At 60.4% G+C, this 19800-nt stretch carries 21 protein-coding genes and 1 riboswitch; of the genes, 12 read left to right on the plus strand and 9 right to left on the minus strand.

Going from position 1 to position 19800, the window contains the following annotated elements:
• Positions 1-166: 166 nt before the first annotated feature.
• Genes KUIN1_RS20570 through rpoE form a run of 3 tightly spaced genes read right to left on the minus strand, consistent with a single transcriptional unit; the run spans position 167 to position 2340 of the window.
• Positions 167-1126 (minus strand): MucB/RseB C-terminal domain-containing protein, encoded by a 960-nt coding sequence (locus KUIN1_RS20570; protein ID WP_152092236.1) that lies wholly within the window; start codon positions 1124-1126, stop codon positions 167-169.
• An 8-nt stretch (positions 1127-1134) separates the two neighbouring features.
• Complete coding sequence (locus KUIN1_RS20575; protein WP_003405339.1) at positions 1135-1725, minus strand: anti sigma-E factor RseA C-terminal domain-containing protein; 591 nt, start codon at positions 1723-1725, stop codon at positions 1135-1137.
• A gap of 33 nt (positions 1726-1758) precedes the next feature.
• On the minus strand, positions 1759-2340 hold the full coding sequence (gene rpoE / locus KUIN1_RS20580) for an RNA polymerase sigma factor RpoE (RefSeq protein WP_002554912.1): 582 nt from the start codon (positions 2338-2340) through the stop codon (positions 1759-1761).
• Between the two features lie 497 nt (positions 2341-2837).
• Here rpoE and nadB point away from each other — a divergent pair, with 497 nt between their 5' ends.
• Positions 2838-4454, plus strand: coding sequence for an L-aspartate oxidase (gene nadB, locus KUIN1_RS20585; protein ID WP_024651044.1), 1617 nt, complete (start codon positions 2838-2840; stop codon positions 4452-4454).
• On the opposite strand, the gene KUIN1_RS20590 is transcribed toward nadB, so the two are convergent.
• Entirely contained in the window at positions 4423-4887 is a 465-nt protein-coding gene (locus tag KUIN1_RS20590; protein WP_024639469.1) for a protein YgfX, read from the minus strand. The two genes, nadB and KUIN1_RS20590, sit on opposite strands and share 32 nt — an antisense overlap.
• Positions 4871-5125: an FAD assembly factor SdhE gene (locus KUIN1_RS20595; RefSeq protein WP_152092237.1), complete on the minus strand. Its 255-nt coding sequence runs from the start codon at positions 5123-5125 to the stop codon at positions 4871-4873. The genes KUIN1_RS20590 and KUIN1_RS20595 overlap by 17 nt, the downstream gene beginning before the upstream one ends.
• Positions 5126-5277: 152 nt before the next feature.
• Here KUIN1_RS20595 and ygfZ point away from each other — a divergent pair, with 152 nt between their 5' ends.
• Both ygfZ and KUIN1_RS20605 read left to right on the plus strand, forming a co-directional pair.
• Complete coding sequence (gene ygfZ, locus KUIN1_RS20600) at positions 5278-6219, plus strand: CAF17-like 4Fe-4S cluster assembly/insertion protein YgfZ (protein ID WP_032607913.1); 942 nt, start codon at positions 5278-5280, stop codon at positions 6217-6219.
• A 111-nt stretch (positions 6220-6330) separates the two neighbouring features.
• Positions 6331-7152 (plus strand): HDOD domain-containing protein, encoded by an 822-nt coding sequence (locus tag KUIN1_RS20605; RefSeq protein WP_003405327.1) that lies wholly within the window; start codon positions 6331-6333, stop codon positions 7150-7152.
• Between the two features lie 10 nt (positions 7153-7162).
• On the opposite strand, the gene KUIN1_RS20610 is transcribed toward KUIN1_RS20605, so the two are convergent.
• A complete protein-coding gene (locus KUIN1_RS20610; protein WP_003405326.1) occupies positions 7163-8545 on the minus strand; it encodes a sensor histidine kinase in 1383 nt (460 codons plus the stop codon).
• Complete coding sequence (locus KUIN1_RS20615; RefSeq protein WP_003405325.1) at positions 8538-9209, minus strand: response regulator; 672 nt, start codon at positions 9207-9209, stop codon at positions 8538-8540. The genes KUIN1_RS20610 and KUIN1_RS20615 overlap by 8 nt, the downstream gene beginning before the upstream one ends.
• Before the next feature lie 463 nt (positions 9210-9672).
• Between KUIN1_RS20615 and KUIN1_RS20625 the strand changes: the two genes are divergently transcribed.
• From KUIN1_RS20625 to KUIN1_RS20640, 4 genes are all read left to right on the plus strand, one after another.
• Positions 9673-10656, plus strand: coding sequence for a Bug family tripartite tricarboxylate transporter substrate binding protein (locus tag KUIN1_RS20625; RefSeq protein ID WP_172980107.1), 984 nt, complete (start codon positions 9673-9675; stop codon positions 10654-10656).
• 62 nt (positions 10657-10718) lie between these two features.
• Positions 10719-11177, plus strand: a complete 459-nt coding sequence (locus tag KUIN1_RS20630; RefSeq protein ID WP_152092238.1) for a tripartite tricarboxylate transporter TctB family protein — start codon at positions 10719-10721, stop codon at positions 11175-11177.
• 1 nt (position 11178) lies between these two features.
• Positions 11179-12693, plus strand: a complete 1515-nt coding sequence (locus KUIN1_RS20635) for a tripartite tricarboxylate transporter permease (RefSeq protein WP_003405319.1) — start codon at positions 11179-11181, stop codon at positions 12691-12693.
• Positions 12686-13720, plus strand: coding sequence for an AbrB family transcriptional regulator (locus KUIN1_RS20640; protein WP_058822998.1), 1035 nt, complete (start codon positions 12686-12688; stop codon positions 13718-13720). The genes KUIN1_RS20635 and KUIN1_RS20640 overlap by 8 nt, the downstream gene beginning before the upstream one ends.
• A 30-nt stretch (positions 13721-13750) precedes the next feature.
• Here the strand turns inward: KUIN1_RS20640 and ung are convergent, their stop codons facing one another.
• Together ung and KUIN1_RS20655 are read right to left on the minus strand one after the other, a co-directional pair.
• On the minus strand, positions 13751-14443 hold the full coding sequence (gene ung / locus KUIN1_RS20645; RefSeq protein ID WP_003405314.1) for a uracil-DNA glycosylase: 693 nt from the start codon (positions 14441-14443) through the stop codon (positions 13751-13753).
• A 222-nt stretch (positions 14444-14665) separates the two neighbouring features.
• Entirely contained in the window at positions 14666-15052 is a 387-nt protein-coding gene (locus KUIN1_RS20655; RefSeq protein WP_161632398.1) for a hypothetical protein, read from the minus strand.
• Positions 15053-15531: 479 nt separating this feature from the next.
• A riboswitch (guanidine-I (ykkC/yxkD leader) is annotated at positions 15532-15634 on the plus strand.
• 63 nt (positions 15635-15697) lie between these two features.
• Between KUIN1_RS20655 and KUIN1_RS20665 the strand changes: the two genes are divergently transcribed.
• Genes KUIN1_RS20665 through KUIN1_RS20685 form a run of 5 tightly spaced genes read left to right on the plus strand, consistent with a single transcriptional unit; the run spans position 15698 to position 19738 of the window.
• Positions 15698-16765 (plus strand): putative urea ABC transporter substrate-binding protein, encoded by a 1068-nt coding sequence (locus KUIN1_RS20665; RefSeq protein ID WP_011268762.1) that lies wholly within the window; start codon positions 15698-15700, stop codon positions 16763-16765.
• Between the two features lie 27 nt (positions 16766-16792).
• A complete protein-coding gene (locus KUIN1_RS20670; RefSeq protein WP_003413041.1) occupies positions 16793-17608 on the plus strand; it encodes an ABC transporter permease in 816 nt (271 codons plus the stop codon).
• Positions 17605-18387, plus strand: a complete 783-nt coding sequence (locus KUIN1_RS20675; RefSeq protein ID WP_054091772.1) for an ABC transporter ATP-binding protein — start codon at positions 17605-17607, stop codon at positions 18385-18387. Before KUIN1_RS20670 ends, KUIN1_RS20675 begins: the two co-directional genes overlap by 4 nt.
• A complete protein-coding gene (locus tag KUIN1_RS20680; protein ID WP_152092239.1) occupies positions 18384-19109 on the plus strand; it encodes an urea amidolyase associated protein UAAP1 in 726 nt (241 codons plus the stop codon). Before KUIN1_RS20675 ends, KUIN1_RS20680 begins: the two co-directional genes overlap by 4 nt.
• Positions 19110-19120: 11 nt before the next feature.
• Complete coding sequence (locus tag KUIN1_RS20685; protein WP_003405298.1) at positions 19121-19738, plus strand: urea amidolyase associated protein UAAP2; 618 nt, start codon at positions 19121-19123, stop codon at positions 19736-19738.
• The last annotated feature ends 62 nt before the right edge of the window (positions 19739-19800 follow it).

The following is a 19800-nucleotide window of genomic DNA, read 5'->3' on the forward strand; positions in this document are numbered from 1 at the left end:
CAGAGCTGCGAGGCTGTGACCTATAGAAAAAAAACCGAGCTTTTGCAATCTGGAAACCTCACCAAACATTTCAGCGCCTTTGCTCAAGCCAGGTTGAGTGCGGCCTGGCGGCTTCTTCAACCCAGGATGAAAATTTTTACATCCCGGGAGCCGTGACTCCAAATGTTTATTTATTGGCTGAAGGTTCGTCGTTACGCATCGACAATGCTATGCGCTCTGCAGTGCCCATCGGAACTTCTCCGACGACCGTCACCATCATATCGCCCTGCGGCGTTGTCAGACGGCGGGAAACGGCCACTGTCGGGCCTAGCTGAGTGCGAATATCCGAAGACGCGCCACCTTTCACCGATTCGATGAACACCGAAAAACGCGCCAGACCGTCGCTGTACATGAGATGCGTCACCGCCGACTGCGTAGCAGGGTCTTTGCGCACACCGCTGCTGCTGACGTCAAAACCCGGCGGCAGCCAGTCTGAGTGCCAGGCCACAGGGCTTATGGAGGCCTCAGGCTTGGTCTTCACCACAGAAACAGGCTTGCAGTCGGCACTGGTCTTGAGCATCTGTTCGGACAGCACGCTGGCGGTATCGAGATCGGTAAACTGGAAACGCTCGAGCAACTGCCCCTTCTCACTCAACAGAAGCGACTTGAGCACAAGACCGGTTTCGTTATCCAGGTGCAATTCGAGGCCGTATCGATGCTGGTCCTTGGGGGACAGCGCAACGATAGTTGCCTGACGACCGGCCACTCTGGATTTTCCGGCAATTTTCACGTCGTACCAGGCGGATAGTCTTTTGACATCGAATGCGCGGGCAGAAGAATCGGCCGGATTGGCCACCCCCGCTTCCAGCGTGCCGCTGACGCACTGAGTAAGCCCGTCAACACGCAATACTTCCTGAGCGGAACCATCAAGCTGTAGCAGGCGCTCCTGAATATGACCGTCCGCTATGCGGTGCCAGATTCGATGGGTAGAAAAACTACCATTGCGCTCATATACAAACGTACCTTGATAGCTCTGCTGCTGATCAACCTTGGCAAGACGATTGATTGCGTCTTGCGCATCATCAGCCTGTACCGGGAGGGCAAGCCATCCACCAAGCAGTAACGGCAGTAGAGGGACGGCTCGCATGATCCTCCTTAACGGTTTTCCAGGCTCGCAGCACGTGCGTATGGCAGCGCGCTTTCAGTACCTTTCAACGCTGCTTCCTGGGCGTGCTGGCGCAGATAGCCCGGCAGACGCTGGTCACCTTGACCACCGCCCTGCAACACACCATTGGCCATAGGACCAGGCGCTTGCTCGGCGCTTTCAGTGTAGCCAGCCAGTACGGCCGGGCCTTTGACTTGCGGAACAGTCAGATTGGCAGGCTGTTGGGTCTGCTGTGCCAGTTGTGCACCGGCAATGTCATCCTGGTTATACAGGCGGACACCGGCCAGAACGGCTACGGTAACCGACGCTGCAACGGCCAGACGACCCAGCGTACGCCAAGGACCGCGAGCTGCCTTGAGCGGGCTGACTTCATCGGCGATCGCGGCAGACACAGCAGCCGAGATATCCAGATGAGGCACCAGCAGCTCTTTGTGCATCGCTGCACGAGCAACTTGGTAACGCGACCAGGTGGCGCGAGTATCGGCATCGTCAATGGCATTCAATACCCGACGTAATTCCAGTTCGTCCGCTTCGTTATCCAGTACCGCGGACAGCGATTCCTGCAGGGCTTCACGACTCATGGCGGGTTCCTCTCTTGGGCTATCGCCGCTGTCTCAGGATTCCTGCAACAACGGCTGCAGGGCTTTATCGATGGCTTCCCGAGCGCGGAAGATCCGAGAGCGCACGGTACCAACAGGACACTGCATGACGCTCGCAATGTCTTCATAACTCAGACCATCGAATTCACGTAAAGTTAGTGCCGTACGTAAATCTTCCGGGAGAAGCTGGATGGTCCGATGGACGGTGCCTTCGATCTCATCCCTCAACAATGCACGCTCCGGCGACTCGATGTCCTTGAGGCCGTGGTCGCCGTCGTAGAACTCCGCGTCTTCAGACCTTACATCGCTATCCGGTGGTCGCCGACCTCGCGAGACCAGATAGTTCTTCGCCGTGTTAATGGCGATGCGATACAGCCACGTGTAGAAAGCACTGTCACCGCGAAAATTTCCGAGAGCACGGTAAGCCTTGATAAAGGCTTCCTGTGCAACGTCTTGAGCCTCATGGGTGTCGTGCACGAATCGCACGATCAACCCTAGAATTTTGTGCTGATACTTCAGCACCAACAGATCAAATGCTCGCGTATCGCCACGCTGTACGCGCTCGACAAGCTGCTGATCCTCTTCCTGGGTTAGCATGAACACTCCTCGTTGAGCATGAAGGAGTGTTGCAACTGATATTGTTCAGGCTCGCAAACATAGACTCGGGCTTTTCGCAAAAGTTCTCCCCCTTCAAGCAAGTTTCCTGCAAGCCATCTTAAAGCGTGCACGAAAAACGCAGCTCGACACGGTCGGCTGCGCGAATAGTCTTGTCGCCAGTTTCGCAGTTGATGATCACTTATCTAACCCTGCGAAATCGACGCTGTTCCTGTGTAGGCAACCTGCTATTGAGCATGGTTCTTTACAAAAAGTTCCATTGACACAATCGCCGGCGTGAGCCGCAAATGGCATAAAACTCCTTTGAATCAACACACTGGAGTATTTCCAGTGGCCGAACAAAAGGAAAACAATAGGCATGCCGTCCGGGACTGGAGCACAATCCAGACCCGCCGTGGTCTCACATTGCCATGTAGGCGCGGCTATTGTGCCGTTACCCCAATACTTATACTAGTGGTCGCCAAGGGCAGAATTCGCAGATGAGTCAACATTTTCAGCATGACGTACTGGTAATCGGCAGCGGAGCTGCCGGGTTGAGCCTGGCACTGACCCTGCCCGACCACCTGCGGATTGCAGTCCTGAGCAAGGGCGATCTCGCCAATGGCTCGACATTCTGGGCGCAGGGCGGTGTTGCGGCAGTGCTGGATGACACCGACACCGTGCAGTCTCATGTTGAGGACACGCTGAACGCAGGCGGCGGCCTTTGCCACGAAGACGCTGTGCGTTTCACTGTCGAACACAGCCGCGAGGCGATTCAATGGCTGATCGATCAAGGCGTGCCTTTTACCCGTGGCGATGACGCAGACACCGACGAAAGCGGATTTGAATTTCACCTGACGCGTGAAGGCGGCCATAGCCATCGGCGGATCATTCATGCTGCAGATGCCACAGGTGCCGCCATTTTTCGCACCCTGCTGGAACAGGCCATCAAGCGACCCAACATCGAATTGCTCGAGCAGCGCGCTGCCATCGACCTGATCACCGAACGCCGTCTCGGCCTGGACGGAGAGCGCTGCCTTGGTGCCTATGTGCTCAATCGCCACAGTGGCGAAGTGGATACGTACAGCGCGCGCTTCACCATCCTGGCGTCGGGCGGCGCCGCCAAGGTCTACCTGTACACCAGCAACCCTGACGGAGCCTGCGGCGACGGCATCGCCATGGCCTGGCGTTCCGGCTGCCGGGTGGCGAACCTTGAGTTCAACCAGTTTCACCCCACTTGCCTGTATCACCCGCAAGCCAAGAGCTTTCTGATCACCGAGGCACTTCGCGGTGAAGGGGCCTACCTCAAGCTGCCCAACGGCGAGCGCTTCATGCAACGCTTCGATGAGCGGGCAGAACTGGCCCCGCGCGATATCGTGGCCCGCGCGATAGACCATGAGATGAAGCGACTGGGCATCGACTGTGTGTATCTGGACATCAGCCACAAGCCGGAAGCCTTCATCAAGACGCACTTTCCAACCGTCTATGAACGCTGCCTGGAATTTTCCATCGACATCACTCGCGAACCGATCCCCGTGGTCCCCGCCGCGCATTACACCTGTGGCGGCGTGATGGTGGACAGCAAGGGGCATACCGATGTGCCGGGCCTGTACGCCATCGGCGAGACCAGCTTCACAGGCCTGCACGGCGCCAACCGCATGGCCAGCAACTCACTGCTGGAATGCTTCGTCTATGCCCGATCGGCCGCCGCAGACATCGAGAAACAATTGGCTGACGTGCAGATGCCCGCCGACCTTCCGGCCTGGGATGCCAGCCAGGTCACTGACTCGGACGAGGACGTGATCATTGCGCACAACTGGGACGAGCTGAGGCGGTTCATGTGGGACTACGTCGGCATTGTGCGCACCAACAAACGCCTGCAGCGCGCTCAGCACCGCGTGCGCTTGCTGCTGGATGAGATTGACGAGTTTTACAGCAACTACAAGGTCAGCCGCGACCTGATCGAGTTGCGCAACCTGGCGCAGGTGGCGGAACTGATGATCCGCTCGGCCATGCAGCGCAAGGAAAGCCGCGGTCTGCACTACACGCTGGACTATCCCGATATGTTGCCGGAGGCGCTGGACACTATTCTGGTGCCGCCCACCTATGCCTGCTGAATTTCAAACGCACGCGCAGACGTCGGTGAATGTCCGGCGTCAATGCGTCATGCGGGATACAACAACTGTTTATTGATCGTGCCGGCCGACCGGCGATAATCGGGCGAAAACGCAGAATGACCACCCACGGCAAGGCAAGACTGTCAGGGCATAACTGCACAGGCTGCCAGCCGTCACGTGCATTCCACAGCTGCCAGCCTTGATGATCGCGCCTGAGCGCGGTGAATGCCGCCGGATGCGTCAGCAGGATGGCGCGTGGTACTACCCAGGCAGCGTGCGCCAGGCATATCAGTGCACCCAGCGCTGCAGCCCACACAGCGATGTCCAGCCAGTACAACGCGATCAGTGCCAGACACTGGACCGCGAGATACACCGTCACCAGCAGACGTGAAGCCTGCCAGTGACATTCAAAGCGATCACTGAGGCTGGACACGATCCAGAATCATGCGAACCATGCGCTGCAATTCAGCATCCTCGGATGCGGCACGCTGCATGAACCAGCCGAACATATCCTGATCCTCACAGGTCAGCAGACGGCGGTACAAATCGCGGTCCACGTCATTCAAATGTGGATAGACCTCACGGACAAACGGCACCAGCAGCACGTCCAGTTCAAGCATGCCGCGGCGGCTGTGCCAGTAAAGGCGGTTGAGTTCAACGTCTTCGACCATGGAGCGCTCCTCAAAGTAGGCGGCAAGTATACAGCCGTGAGCCGGGCGCGCGAATCTCGCAATGGTCGCAGCAGTTTTCATGTACCCGTATGCATAACCTCGACTCGGCACTATGATGTGTCCCCGGACTTTTTTCCCAATCTGCGATGACCATGGCCCACACAGCTTTTTTCTGCACGCTATCCCATGAGGGCGTTCTCGCCGTTCGCGGCGTGGATGCCAGCAAGTTTCTTCAGGGTCAGCTGACGTGCAACCTCAATTATCTGAATGAAGACACATCCAGCCTGGGTGCCCGTTGCACACAGAAAGGCCGGATGCAGTCGAGTTTTCGTATCGTCTTCGAGGGCGACGGCTGCCTGCTGGCGATGGCTGGCGAACTGATCGAGGCGCAACTGCTCGACCTGCGCAAATACGCAGTGTTCTCCAAATCAAAGCTCACGGACGAAAGCGCAGACTGGGTGCGCTTCGGTCTGCAGGACGGGGACGCCGCGCTGGTCAGCCTGGGGCTGGATCTGCCACAGCAAACCGATAGCGTGGTGCGCGCCAACGATCTGATGGCGATCCGCGTCTCGCCAGGCCGGGCCGAGCTCTGGGTGCGCAGCGCAGAGGCCGACAGCATCAAGTCGCGTCTGGCATCGCACTTGAATGAAGCCCCGCTGAACGACTGGCTACTGGGCCAGATACGTGTCGGCATCGGCCAGGTGTTCGGCAGCACTCGCGAAGAATTCATTCCGCAGATGATCAATCTGCAAGCGGTTGGCGGCGTCAGCTTCAAGAAAGGCTGCTACACCGGCCAGGAAATCGTTGCCAGAATGCAATATCTTGGCAAACTCAAGCGCAGGCTTTATCGCCTGACCCTGAGCGGCGAAGAGATCCCGCAGCCCGGTACGGCACTGTTCTCACCGGTGCATGCCAGCGCGGTGGGCAACGTTGTCATCGCCGCACAGGATGGGCAGAACATCGAACTGCTCGCGGTATTGCAGGGTGATGCGGCAGAAGACGGCCGTATCAATCTTGGCTCGCCAGAAGGCGCAGCGCTGCAAATGAGTGAACTGCCCTACACACTGGACAGCAAACTCGAAACTCAGCGCTAGCCAGACGAACACATTCAGCTTCCTAGTGTCTTTAGAGCGATCCAGTACAGCCTGGCGCTCTGAAGGGCGCGCGGATAACTCTGGACACCCCCAACAGCTGCGAGATGCAACATGAGCAAGATGGCTGACGAGGTGCAGAGAAACTTGATCAAGGCCATCGACAGAGATGCCTTGTTTCTCCCCACCCTGCCGGAAGTGGCACTGAGAATTCGCCTGGCTGCAGAGGACACCGAGATCAGTATCTCGGCCCTGAGCAAGGTCATCGGTAGCGATACAGCCCTTTCGGCACGCCTGATAAAGGTTGCGAACAGCCCCTTGCTGCGCCCGAACTTTGAAGTCAGCGACGTCAATACCGCGATTCGACGCCTGGGCGTCAACTACACCTGCAACCTGGCCATTGGTCTGGTGGTCGAGCAGATGTTCCACGCCAAATCGCCGGTCATCGAACAGAAAATGCGCGATATCTGGAAGCAAAGCCTGCAGGTTGCCGGTATCAGCTACACCCTGTGTCAGCGCTACACCAATCTGAAACCTGATCAGGCCACGCTCGCCGGGCTGATCCACCTGATCGGGATTCTGCCGATCCTGACCTATGCCGAAGACCATTACGAGTTGCTGTCCGACCCGATCAGCCTCAACCACGTGATCGACAGCATTCATCCGGTCATCGGCGAGCGCCTGCTGCGCTCATGGGACTTCCCTGAACCGCTGGCCTGTGTGCCAGGCCAGTTCCAGAACTTCGCGCGCGTCTCGAAAAACCCGGACTACACCGATCTGGTACAGATCGCCACGGTGCATATCCACAGAAATACCGACCACCCCTTCAGCCTCATTGAAATGGTCGACCTGCCTGCCTACAGCCAGTTGAGACTTGCCAGAGCCGAAGACGTGCTCAGCGCCCAGATGGACGAAGCCAAGAGCATGCTCTACTAGCCTCGACCCATCAGGTGGCGCTGAAACTGACCCTTACCTTCAAGCCGCGCTCGGCGCCCTCGTGCAAGGTGATTCTGGCCAGATGTGCCCGGCAGATCTCACCCACAATCGCCAGCCCGAGCCCGGCACCGCTGCCCTGCTGGCTGCGACGGTAAAAACGCTCGAAGACCCGTTCACGCTCATCTGCAGGAATGCCGGGACCATCATCCTCGACCTCCAGAACACCCGGCGCATAGACCCGCAACACCACGTTGCCGCCTGGCGAGGTATGGGCCAGCGCATTGTCGATCAGATTGCTCAGCAACTCGTTCAGCAAGGTCGGCTCGCCGCGCAGCCAGACCGGCTCATCAGCCTCCAGCGCCAGCGCCACGCCCCGGGAATGAGCCAACGGCGCCATGGCCATGCCCAGCTCCCTGGCCAGTTGACTGAGATCCAGCTGTTGCGCCCCACCCTCGGCGATGGCCCGCGCGCCGTTTTCGATGCGCGCCAGGGACAGCAACTGGTTGGCCAGATGCGTGAGTCGATCGGTGCCGAGCGCCGCCGACTCCAGCGTGCTGCGCCAATGCTGCGGGTCGCGTTCGCGCAGCCCCAGTTCGACCCGCGCCTTCAGGGCGGCCAGCGGGGTACGCAGTTCGTGGGCCGCATCGGCGATGAATTGCGCCTGACGCTCGAACTGCACGCGCAGTCGCTCGGTGAAGTGGTTCAGCGCGCCCACCAACGGACGCAGTTCGTGCTGCACCTCAACCATCGGCAACGCGCGCAGATCATCCGGCTGACGCTCCTCGACGGCAGTACGCAGCCGCTCCAGCGGTCGCAATGCCGCGCTTACCGTGAACCAGACCAGCAGCAGCGCGCCCCCTCCGAGCATGCCCAGGCGCAGCAATGTGTCGGCCATCAGGCTGCGCGCCATGCCCTTGCGCGCTTCCTGGGTTTCGGCAACGCGGATTTCAGCGGTACCGTTCATGCCCGGGTCGGTCACCGGCTTGAGCAGGCTGACGACACGCACATCCTGCCCCTGATAGGTTCCGTTATAAAATTTCGCCAGGGCCGGGTAATCGTCGGTACGCAAGGTACCGGGCGGCGGCGAAGGCAGGTTTTCATAGCCGGAAATCAGCTTCTGATGAATGTCATTGACTTGATAGTAGATGCGCCCTTCGCTGTCGTAGGCGAAGGTATCCAGCGCCACGTAGGGGATGTCGGCGCTCAGCGTCCCATCACGCTGGGTCAGACCGGCAGCGATGGTCCGCGCGGAAGCCAGCAATGTGCGGTCATAGGCGGTGTCGGCCACTTCGCGGCCATTCCAGTAAGCGCTCATGCCGCTGGCCAGCATCAACACCACCAGCAGCAAGGCCAGGTTCCACAACAACCGCCAGCGCAGGCTGTCGTTAATCATCACGGCTTTCCAGCAGATACCCCAGACCGCGAAAGGTCACGATGGCCACGGAATGCCCGTCGAGCTTTTTCCGCAGACGATGGACATAGATCTCGATGGCGTCGGGGCTGGCTTCTTCATCGAGCCCGAACACCTGCGCCGCCAGTTGCTCCTTGCTCATCACCCGACCCGGCCGGGCGATAAGCGCTTCCAGCACCGCCTGTTCGCGAGAGGTCAGGGTCAGCAGTTCTTCACCAAGCGTGAAACGTCGCGTATCCAGATCGTAGGCCAGCACGCCGCAACACTGTTGCCGCTCGCCACCCAGCACACTGCGCCGCAGCAAGGCCTTGACCCTGGCTTCCAGCTCGGAGAGTTCAAAAGGCTTGGCCAGGTAGTCGTCGGCGCCCAGATTCAGGCCATGGACCCGGTCCTTGACGTCACTGCGCGCCGTCAGCATCAGCACCGGCAGGTTTTTGCTGCGCGCGCGCAGACGCGCCAGCACTTCGAAGCCATCCATGCGCGGCAACCCGACATCGAGAATGGCAACGGCGTATTCCTCGCTGTTCAACGCCAGGTCGGCAGCCACGCCATCATGCAGCACATCAACGGTCAAACCCGCGCTTTTGAGCGCCTGCGCGACACTTTCAGCCAATTGCAGATGATCTTCCACAAGAAGAACACGCATCGCCGTCTCCTGATTGTCACTGTTGTTATCGATCGGGGTATCGAGGCTCGTGGCGGTGGAGTTTACAGGCCGGCCGCCGTCTGTGAAGGCCAGAAACGCTTCGCGGCTCTTCAATCACGACGCGAAAGGCAGCTGAAAGGTTTACGAAAGGTTTGTCGTTTAGCATCGCGAGAAGACCCGACAAAAGGGTACGTAAAAAACAGGCGCCCGGATGCGTCTGAACAATAAAAACAATAAATCGCTAAACGGAGTCACGCCATGTCTACGCCCGCCCAGGCTCACCAGCCCATGGAGCACATCCCGTCGAGGGCTGCTCTGCACACTCTTACCGCTACCCGCCTCGAAACAACACACCAGCGCAAACGCCCGCCCCTGTGACACAGCACTCAGGTTTCGCCATGCGCGTGACAAAAGCGCCTGCTGGACAGCTTCTCTCTGCCAAAAACAACAATATCTCTGGAGACTGAACATGAAATTTTCCCTGCGCCATATAGCCGCCACCGCTGGGTGCATGCTGATTGCCAGCCAGTTGCTTGCCGAACCCAAACGTCCGGAATGCATTGCCCCTGCCTCGCCCGGTGGCGGGTTCGACCTGACCTGCAAACTGGTGCAGAGCGCACTGATCAACGAGAAGATTCTGAACTCGCCGATGCGCGTCACTTACATGCCAGGCGGTGTCGGCGCGGTGGCCTACAACGCAGTCGTCGCGCAGCGCCCCGCCGATGCCGGCACACTGGTCGCGTGGTCCAGCGGTTCGCTGCTCAATCTGGCACAGGGCAAATTCGGTCGTTTCGATGAAAACGCAGTGCGCTGGCTCGCCGCTGTGGGCACCAGCTATGGCGCCATCGCCGTGAAGAGCGACTCGCCCTACAAGAACCTCGACGACCTGGTCCAGGCGCTCAAGGCCGACCCGAGCAAAGTCGTGATCGGCTCGGGCGGCACCGTGGGCAGCCAGGACTGGATGCAGACCGCGTTGATCGCCAAGGCCGCAGGCATCAACCCGCGCGCCCTGCGCTACGTGGCACTCGAAGGCGGCGGTGAAATCGCCACCGCGTTGCTCGGCGGCCACATCCAGGTGGGCAGTACCGATATTTCCGACTCCATGCCGCACATTCTGAGCGGCGACATGCGCCTGCTCGCGGTATTCGCCGAGAAGCGTATCGACGAACCCGAAATGAAAGACATCCCTACCGCCAAGGAGCAGGGCTACGACATCGTCTGGCCTGTAGTGCGTGGCTTCTACCTCGGGCCAAAGGTCAGCGACGAAGACTACAACTGGTGGAAAGCCTCGTTCGACAAGATCCTGGCCTCCGAAGACTTCGCCAAACTGCGCGACCAGCGCGAGTTGTTCCCGTTCGCCATGAGCGGCGCGGAACTGGACACCTACGTCAAGAAGCAGGTTGCCGACTACAAAGTGATGGCCAAGGAATTCGGCCTGATTCAGTGATTGAACTCAATTGACTGACATTCCGTTGTGCCCGCCTTAAGGGCGCGACTCAGGAGCTTCTCATGGTCATACAACGCATCTTCGCTGGCGTGCTGTTGCTGGCATGCATAGGCCTTGCCCTTATGGCCTGGCCTTATCAGGCCCCTTTTTCCTATGAACCGGTCGGACCACGCGCCTTCCCGCTGCTGATGCTCGGGCTGATGGGCGTCGCCCTGCTGTACCTGCTGATCAGACCCACACCCATCGTGCACACCGAGGAAGACCCGGAGCTGGACTGCGAGACCCTGATCAAGATCGGCGTGTGCATCGTCCTGCTGCTGGTATTCGCAGGGCTGTTCGAACCGCTGGGCTTCATCCTCAGCAGCATTCTGATCGGCATCCCCATGGCCCGCCTGTATGGCGGTCGCTGGCTGCCGAGCGTGGTGGTGGTGGTTCTGATGAGCGTCGGCCTGTACCTGCTGTTCGACAAGGCCATGGACGTCCCCTTGCCTTTGGGCCTGCTCAGCGTTCTGGAGAATTAAAATGGATACTTTCGGTTATCTGGGCCAGGGCTTCGGTGTCGCCCTGACGCCTTACAACCTGATCACGGCGCTGTGCGGAACATTGATTGGTACTGTCGTCGGCCTGCTACCGGGGCTTGGACCGATCAACGGTGTCGCGCTGCTGATCCCTATCGCCTTCGCGCTGGGCCTGCCGCCCGAATCGGCGCTGATTCTGCTGGCAGCCGTGTACCTGGGCTGCGAATACGGCGGACGCATCAGCTCGATCCTGCTGAACATTCCGGGTGAAGCGTCCACCGTGATGACCACCCTGGACGGTTACCCGATGGCCCGCCAGGGCCTGGCCGGGGTCGCACTGTCGCTGTCGGCCTGGAGTTCGTTCATCGGCGCGTTCATCGCCACCTGCGGCATGGTGCTGTTCGCGCCGTTGCTCGCCAAATGGGCGATTGCTTTCGGGCCTGCGGAATACTTCGTGCTGATGGTGTTCGCGATCGTCTGCCTGGGCGGAATGGCCGGTGACCGGCCGTTGAAGACGTTCATTGCCGCGCTGATCGGGCTGTTCCTGTCTGCGGTCGGTATCGATGCCAACAGCGGGGTGTACCGTTTCACGGGCGACAACATACACCTCACCGATGGCATTCAGTTCGTGGTGCTGGTGCTCGGCCTGTTTTCGATCAGCGAAATCCTCTTGCTGCTGGAGAAAACCCATCGCGGCCAGGAGGCAGTCAAGGCCACCGGGCGCATGATGTTCAACGTCAAGGAAGCCGCTGCCGTGTTCGTGGTGAATATTCGCTGCGGTCTGCTGGGGTTCATCCTTGGCGTATTGCCTGGCGCCGGTGCGACGCTGGCCAGCGCGGTCGCTTACATGACGGAAAAACGCATCGCCGGCGCTGGCGGCAAGTTCGGCCAGGGCGACATGCGTGGCCTGGCCGCACCCGAGACAGCCATCGGCGCGACGGCCTGCGGCGCCCTGGTGCCGATGCTGACGCTGGGCGTGCCCGGTTCAGGCACCACAGCGGTGATGATCGGCGCGTTGTCGCTGTACAACATCACGCCCGGCCCGATGCTGTTTCAGCAGCAGCCGGACATCGTCTGGGGCCTGATCGCGTCGTTGTTCATCGCCAACATCATGCTGGTGATCCTCAACATCCCGATGATTCGCATCTTCACGCGCATCCTTGCCGTGCCGAACTGGGCGCTGGTGCCGGTGATTGCGATCATCACCGGCATCGGTGTGTATGCAGTGCACGCCACCACGTTCGACCTGTTCCTGATGGTCGGCATCGGTATCTTCGGTTACATCCTGCGCAAGCTGGACTTCCCGCTGTCGCCGATCCTGCTCGGGTTCATCCTTGGTGGCCTGATGGAGCAGAACCTGCGTCGTGCCCTGTCGATCTCCAACGGCGAACTGGGGATCCTCTGGTCCAGCCCGATTACCCTTGGCGTCTGGGTGGTGACCGTGTTCATGCTGCTGTTCCCGCTGCTGCGCATCTGGCGCAAGCGCGCCAAACAGCAGGCTGCTGCGACGCATGGCTGATTTCTCTCTGCGCCAATGGTGGGCAACACCGTTGATCGGCCTGCTGGGCGGCTACCTCGCCAGCCAGGTCGGCTGGCCGTTGCCGTGGATGGTGGGCTCGTTGCTGGCAATCATCCTGGTGCGCTGCCTGACACCCTGGCAGCTGGCGCAGATTCCCGGCGGGCGCAAGTGTGGTCAGCTGATCATCGGGATCGGCATCGGCCTGCACTTCACCCCGGTAGTCATCGAACAGGTACTGGCGCATTTCGGGCTGATTTTCATCGGTGCGCTGGTTACCAGTCTGTCGTGTCTGGTCGGCGTGTGGCTGATGCTGCGTACCGGAGAGGATCGCCCTACGGCGTTCTTCTCCAGCATGCCGGGCGGTTCCGGGGAGATGGTCAACCTCGGCGCACGTAACGGTGCAACGCTGAGCAGTGTCGCGGCCGCACAAAGTCTGCGGGTACTTGCCGTCGTGCTGTGCGTGCCGGCGATCTTCAAATACCTATTGGGTGATGGCGCACCCGCGTTGCATGCCAGCGTCGTCGACTGGCGCTGGCTGGCCGTTCTGTTGCCGCTCGGTGCCGCGCTGGCCTGGCTGTGGCAACATCTCAAGCAGCCCAATCCCTGGCTGTTCGGCCCGCTGCTGCTCAGTGCCGTGGTGAGCGTGGTCTGGGACTTGAAAATCGGCCTGCCCAACGGTGCCAGCCAGCTTGGCCAGTTGCTGATCGGCAGCGGGCTGGGTTGTCATTTCAATCGGGAGTTCTTTCGGCGTGCGCCATCGTTCCTGGCGCGCACGCTGCTGGGCACTGCGCTGACCATGCTGATCGCCGCGCTGGCGGCACTGGCGCTGAGCGCCCTCACCCACCTGGACCTGCGTTCACTGACGCTGGGCATGATGCCCGGCGGCATCGCAGAAATGAGCCTGACCGCCGAAGTGCTGCAACTGTCGGTGCCGCTGGTCACGGCCATGCAGGTCATGCGCCTGCTGTTCGTGCTGTTTCTCGCCGAGCCGCTGTACCGACGCTGGAACAAACGGCTCGCTGACTGAACAGGTCGCTGGAACCCTTTCAAATTCAAATCAGAGCGCAGGCAAGCGCCAGTCAATCGGCGCGATGCCGTTTTGCTCAAGGTACTTGTTGGCCCGCCCGAAGTGCCCGTTGCCCAGGAAGCCTTTGTAGGCTGACAACGGCGAAGGATGGACAGAGGTCAGCACCAGATGCTTGGTCGCATCGACCAGTTTCTGCTTGCTCTGCGCATGAGCGCCCCACAGCAGGAACACCAGATGCGGCTGATGCTCGCTGACCACTTGGATGATCCGGTCAGTGAAGTGCTGCCAGCCTTTGCCCGCATGCGACGCCGCGTTGGCACGTTCGACGGTCAGGGTGGTGTTCAGCAACAGCACGCCCTGATCAGCCCAGGATTGCAGGCAACCGTGGTTCGGAATATCGATGTTCAGGTCGCGTTTCAGCTCTTTGTAGATGTTGACCAGCGATGGCGGCGTCGGCACACCCGGTTGCACCGAGAAGCACAGACCATGCGCCTGATTCGGGCCGTGATACGGATCCTGGCCAAGAATGACCACTTTCACGTTATCCAGCGGCGTGGAGTTCAACGCATTGAAAATCAGCGGACCGGGCGGATAGATTTCCTTGCCCGCCGCGTGCTCCTGACGCAGAAACTCGCGCAATTGAGCCATGTAGGGTTGTTCGAATTCGTCACGCAGGGCGTTTTTCCAGCTGGGCTCAAGCTTGATGCGGTCGTCGCTAGTCATGGTTACATCCGGTAAAAACAATGCGCGGACACTAGGAAAGCCGGGCAGCAAAGTCAATGCCGGTCGCGCTATGCGCCTTCAAGATCGGACGCAGAGCGTCCAGAAAGGCGTGCCGACGCGGAGCGTCGGCACCATAGTCATGTTGCAGCAGTCATGTTGCAGCAGTCAGTTTGCAGCAGTCAGTTCACAGCGCTGACACGATCGTGAGCGCGCGGCTTTCAGCTAGCGATGCCCGCCACGACCATCGCCGCGCCCGCCTCGTCCATGATCACGGCCATCTCTTCCGCCACGCCCACCGTGGTCATCCCAGCCACGATTGCCTCGGTCGCCGCGGAAGCCGTCGTTACGTCCGAAGCCGTCATTGCGGCCGAAACCGCCATTGCCACGAAAGCCGTCGTTTCTCCAGCCATAACCCGGTGGACGTCCCGGCTGGTAGTAGCGCGGCGGGGGCGGTGGCGCGTAATAGCGTGGTGCCGGGGCGTAGTAGCGAGGCTGGGTGTAATAGCGCGGTTGAGGCGCCACATAGATGCGTCGCTCCTGATAGTAGGTAGCGCGATAGCCATTGTCATACGCGTAGGCGCCGCCAACGACAGTCGGCTGCGTGTACACATCGGATTCGTAGTAACCGGGACCTGCGTAGCAACCAGAAAGGAAAAGGGTCAGCAACGTGATAAGCAAGGGTCTTCGATACATGGCGGCCTCCTGGACCGCGATTGGGCCAAACCAGCGACGCTGGGCGGCGTCCGTCAAAGCGGTTGGCGGACGAATTGTCTGACATCGAAAAGGCCTTCTAGTGCCTTGGGGCAGCCTTGAGGCCTGACTACGAATGGTTGCCCACTGGCTCGCAAAGGCTCTGCGACCAAGGCCTGCAGGCGTATTTCAACGTTCTACAAAGATGCTACAAAACATTTCATCCGCCGTTGCCTCATCACGGTGCGCCCTCGCACCAGCACAAGGCAGTTCCTGCGGCAACTGACCGTCGACGACTCGCCCAGGCCTTGAAAAACAAGGCGCAGCACGAGTTGGCACAACTCTCGCTTGAGTGAGCGGTGTGCAGGAGTCAACACAGGTTCGCGGCACCACAATTTGCAATAGCCGACTAGGGTTCCGGCTTGCCGCCAGGCAAGTGGCTGGTCCGAGAGTTGGCGACCTCCAGTAGAGGTTACACGGCGGGACAAAAGCCCGGGAGACAGGGACACCAGTGGTGTCACGTTGCTCCTGGCCGCCTTTTTTCACTACTGGAGATTTCTCAACATGCAAAAGTCTCGTCTCTTCGGTCTGCTGACGGCAGGCCTGCTTGCTGCGTTGAGCCTCTCGGCAAATGCCGCCCAGAAAGATCACTTCAACGTCTGCTGGACCATCTACGCAGGCTGGATGCCGTGGGAATACGCAGGTAGCCAGGGCATCGTCGACAAGTGGGCGAAAAAGTACGGCATCAAGATCGATGTCACCCAGCTCAATGACTACGTCGAATCCATCAATCAGTACACCGCCGGCCAGTTCGATGGCTGCACCATGACCAACATGGACGCCCTGACCATTCCGGCCGCAGGTGGCGTGGAAAGCACGGCACTGATCGTCAGCGACTTCTCCAATGGCAACGACGGCATCGTGCTCAAGGGCGAAGGCAAGAAAGTCGCCGACCTCAAAGGCATGGACGTCAATCTGGTCGAGCTGTCGGTGTCTCACTACCTGCTGGCCCGGGCGCTGGACAGCGTCAAGCTCAGCGAAAAAGACCTCAAAGTGGTCAACACCTCGGATGCCGATATCTCGGCCGCTTTCAATACCGACGATGTACAGGCGGTTACCACCTGGAACCCGATGCTCTCGGACATCAAGGCCAGGCCCGGCGTCACCGAAGTGTTCAACTCCAGCCAGATCCCCGGCGAGATCATGGACATGATGGTCGTCAACACCCAGACCCTGAAAGACAACCCGGCCCTGGGCAAAGCCCTGACTGGCGCCTGGTTTGAAGTGGTCGCGCTGATGAACGCCAAAAACGCTCAGGCCAAGGCTGCGCTGGAACACATGGCCAAGGCATCGGGCACCGATCTGGCCGGCTTCCAGGCGCAACTGGACACCACCAAGCTGTTTGCCACACCCAAGGAAGCCCTTGAGTTCGCGACCAGCAAACAGCTGCCGGACACCCAGCGCAAAGTGGCTGACTTCTCGTTCGCCCACGGCTTGCTCGGCGAAGGCGCACGCGACGCCGATGCGGTCGGCATGTCGTTCGCCAATGGTGTGACGCTCGGCGACAAGGGCAATCTCAAGCTGCACTTTGACCCTAGCTACGTGCAGATGGCCGTCGACGGCAAGCTGTAAATCACGTTCAGTAGAAAGGTCATTGCCATGCGTTTGATAAACCGCCATCCGGATCGTGCCGGTCGCCTGATACTGGTGATCCTGCCGTTCGCCCTGTTGCTGTTCGCCTATTTCATGGGCTCGGCCACCCGGCTTGCGGAAAACCCCAGCGACAAACTGCTGCCCAGCGCGGTACAGATGGCCGATGCGGTCAAGCGCATGGCGTTCGTTGCCGACCCGCGCAGCGGTGACTACCTGCTGTGGCAGGACAGCGCATCGAGCCTGCAACGCCTGGCCATCGGCCTGGGGATCAGCGCGCTGCTGGGTCTGTGTCTGGGCATCGCAGCGGGCATCCTGCCGTTGTGCGGCGCACCGCTGTCGCCCTTGCTGACGGTGCTGTCGATGGTGCCGCCGCTGGCCATTCTGCCGATTCTGTTCATCGTGTTCGGCCTGGGCGAGTTGTCGAAGGTGATGCTGATCGTGATCGGTATCACGCCGATTCTGGCCCGTGACCTGGAACAGCGCGCCCGTGAAATCCCGGTCGAACTGCTGATCAAGGCGCAAACCCTCGGCGCCTCGACCTGGACACTGATCCTGCGGGTGATCCTGCCGCAATTACTGCCACGCCTGTTGATCGCCCTGCGTCTGGTGCTGGGGTCGGCGTGGCTGTTTCTGATCGCCGCCGAGGCGATTGCTTCGACTGACGGCCTGGGCTACCGGATCTTCCTGGTGCGGCGCTATCTGGCGATGGACGTGATCCTGCCCTATGTGGTGTGGATCACCCTGCTCGCCTGGCTGATGGACTGGGGCCTGAAAGCCCTGACCCGACGTGCCTTTCCCTGGTACGAAGGAGCGCGAGCATGAGCTTTATCAGTGTGCGCAACGTCTGGCAGCAATACGCCGACCAGGTGGTGCTCGAGGGCCTCAACCTGGACGTGGCCGAAGGCGAGTTCTGCACGCTGGTCGGCGCGTCGGGCTGCGGCAAGTCGACCTTTCTGCGCCTGTTGCTGGGTCAGGAATCCCCCAGTCGCGGTCTGATCACCCTGGACGGCACGCCCTTGCGCAATGAGCCGGATGCCAGCCGCGGCGTGGTGTTTCAGCGCTATTCGGTGTTCCCGCACCTGTCGGTGCTCGACAACGTGGCGCTGGGTCTGGAGCTGCCCCGCTCGCCCTTGCTCGGCCGGCTGTTCGGCCAGGCAAAAGGCGAGGCCCGCGAGCACGCCGCGCAGTTGCTCGGCAAGGTCGGCCTCGGGCATGCGCTGGACAAGTATCCGACACAATTGTCCGGCGGCATGCAGCAGCGCCTGGCCATCGCTCAGGCACTGATCATGAAACCGCGCGTGCTGCTGCTGGACGAGCCGTTCGGCGCGCTCGACCCCGGCATCCGCAAGGACATGCACCACCTGCTGCTGGACCTGTGGCGCGAAACGAAACTGACCGTGTTCATGGTCACCCACGACCTGTCCGAAGGTTTCAACCTCGGCACCCGCCTGCTGGTTTTCGACAAGGTACGCCACGACCCGCACGCACCCGGCGCCTATGGCGCACGCATCACTTACGACATCCCCCTCAACAGCGAACGCCGCGCCGAACGCGCCGCCATCGATTCGCTGCTCAACGTTTCAGAGGAGCCCGTTCAATGACTGACTCAACCACGCTGTACCCGGTTTTCGCCGAAGAGATGCTGCCCGGTGGCGGCCATCGTTCGTTCATCCTCAAACGCGGCGAACTGCTGCGTCTGACCGACCTGCACGGCAACGCCAACGTCAGCCTGACCCTGCTCAACGCCCGCGAAAAAACCGAACGGCTGAACCTGCCCGACAGCCTCAAATGCCAGCACACCGCACGCCTGAGCAACGGTCATTGCCTGTATTCGGACATGGGCCGCGTACTGGCGGCCATCGTCACTGATACCTGCGGCTGGAGCGACAGCATTGCTGGCGTGCTCAATGCTCAGGAGGTTGCTGAAAAGTATGGCCAGGGTCGCTACCAGGAATTGCACAACGGCTTCTTTCGCAATGGCGTCGACAACCTGCTGGTCGAGCTGGGCAAATGGGGGCTGGGACTGTCCGACCTGCTGATGACCCTCAACCTGTTCAGCCGTGTCGATGTCGACGAGGCAGGAACCCTGCACTTCGCCCCGAACAATTCCAAAGCCGGCGACTACATCGAACTCTACGCACCGATGGACACGCTGGTGGTGCTGACCGCGCTGCAACACCCGATGGACCCCAACCCGGAATATGCCCCGCAACCGCTCAAGCTCAGCTGGATGAAAGCCGACGCCAGCGTTGCCGAGCACTGCCGCACCTCGCGCCCGGAAAACGCGCGCGGCTTCATCAATACCGACCGCCTGTTCGCCTGAGGAGCCTTGTCATGAACTCACCCACTCATCTTTGCTGCGACGCGACCATCCCGGCCGGCGAGCCCTTTCTGGCCGAGGTCAAGGCCGGGCAGACCGTGCGCATCCTCGACCTGCAAGGCAATCAGGCCGTCGACACGCTGTTTTTCAGCCTGAGCAACCCGCGTGAACGCTACGACGTGCAGCGCACCCTGCGCCGTCAGAACAGCGTGTACCTGACCACCGGCAGCGTGCTGTTTTCCAACCTCGGCCAGCCGATGCTGACCATTGTCGATGACACCTGCGGTCGCCACGACACACTCGGTGGCGCGTGCGCGCAAGAGAGCAACACCGTGCGCTACGCCTTGGAAAAGCGCTACATGCACAGCTGCCGCGACAACTATCTGCGCGCCTGTGTGCATGACGGCCGTCTGAGCAAGGCCGACATCGGCCCCAACATCAATTTCTTCATGAACGTACCCGTGACCGCCGAAGGCGGCCTGACCTTCGAAGACGGTATTTCCGCGCCCGGCAAATACGTCGAGCTGCGCGCTGAAATGGACGTGATCGTGCTGATTTCCAACTGTCCACAGCTCAACAACCCCTGCAACGGCTACAACCCGACGCCTGCGCAGTTGTTGATTCGCGACTGACCCGGCACCTGCCCTCAGCAACGGACGACCGTTGCGTAGATTGATCAATAGCGGGACGGCCC

Source organism: Pseudomonas sp. KUIN-1, from assembly GCF_009176725.1.
Classification (GTDB): Bacteria; Pseudomonadota; Gammaproteobacteria; order Pseudomonadales; family Pseudomonadaceae; genus Aquipseudomonas; species Aquipseudomonas fragariae.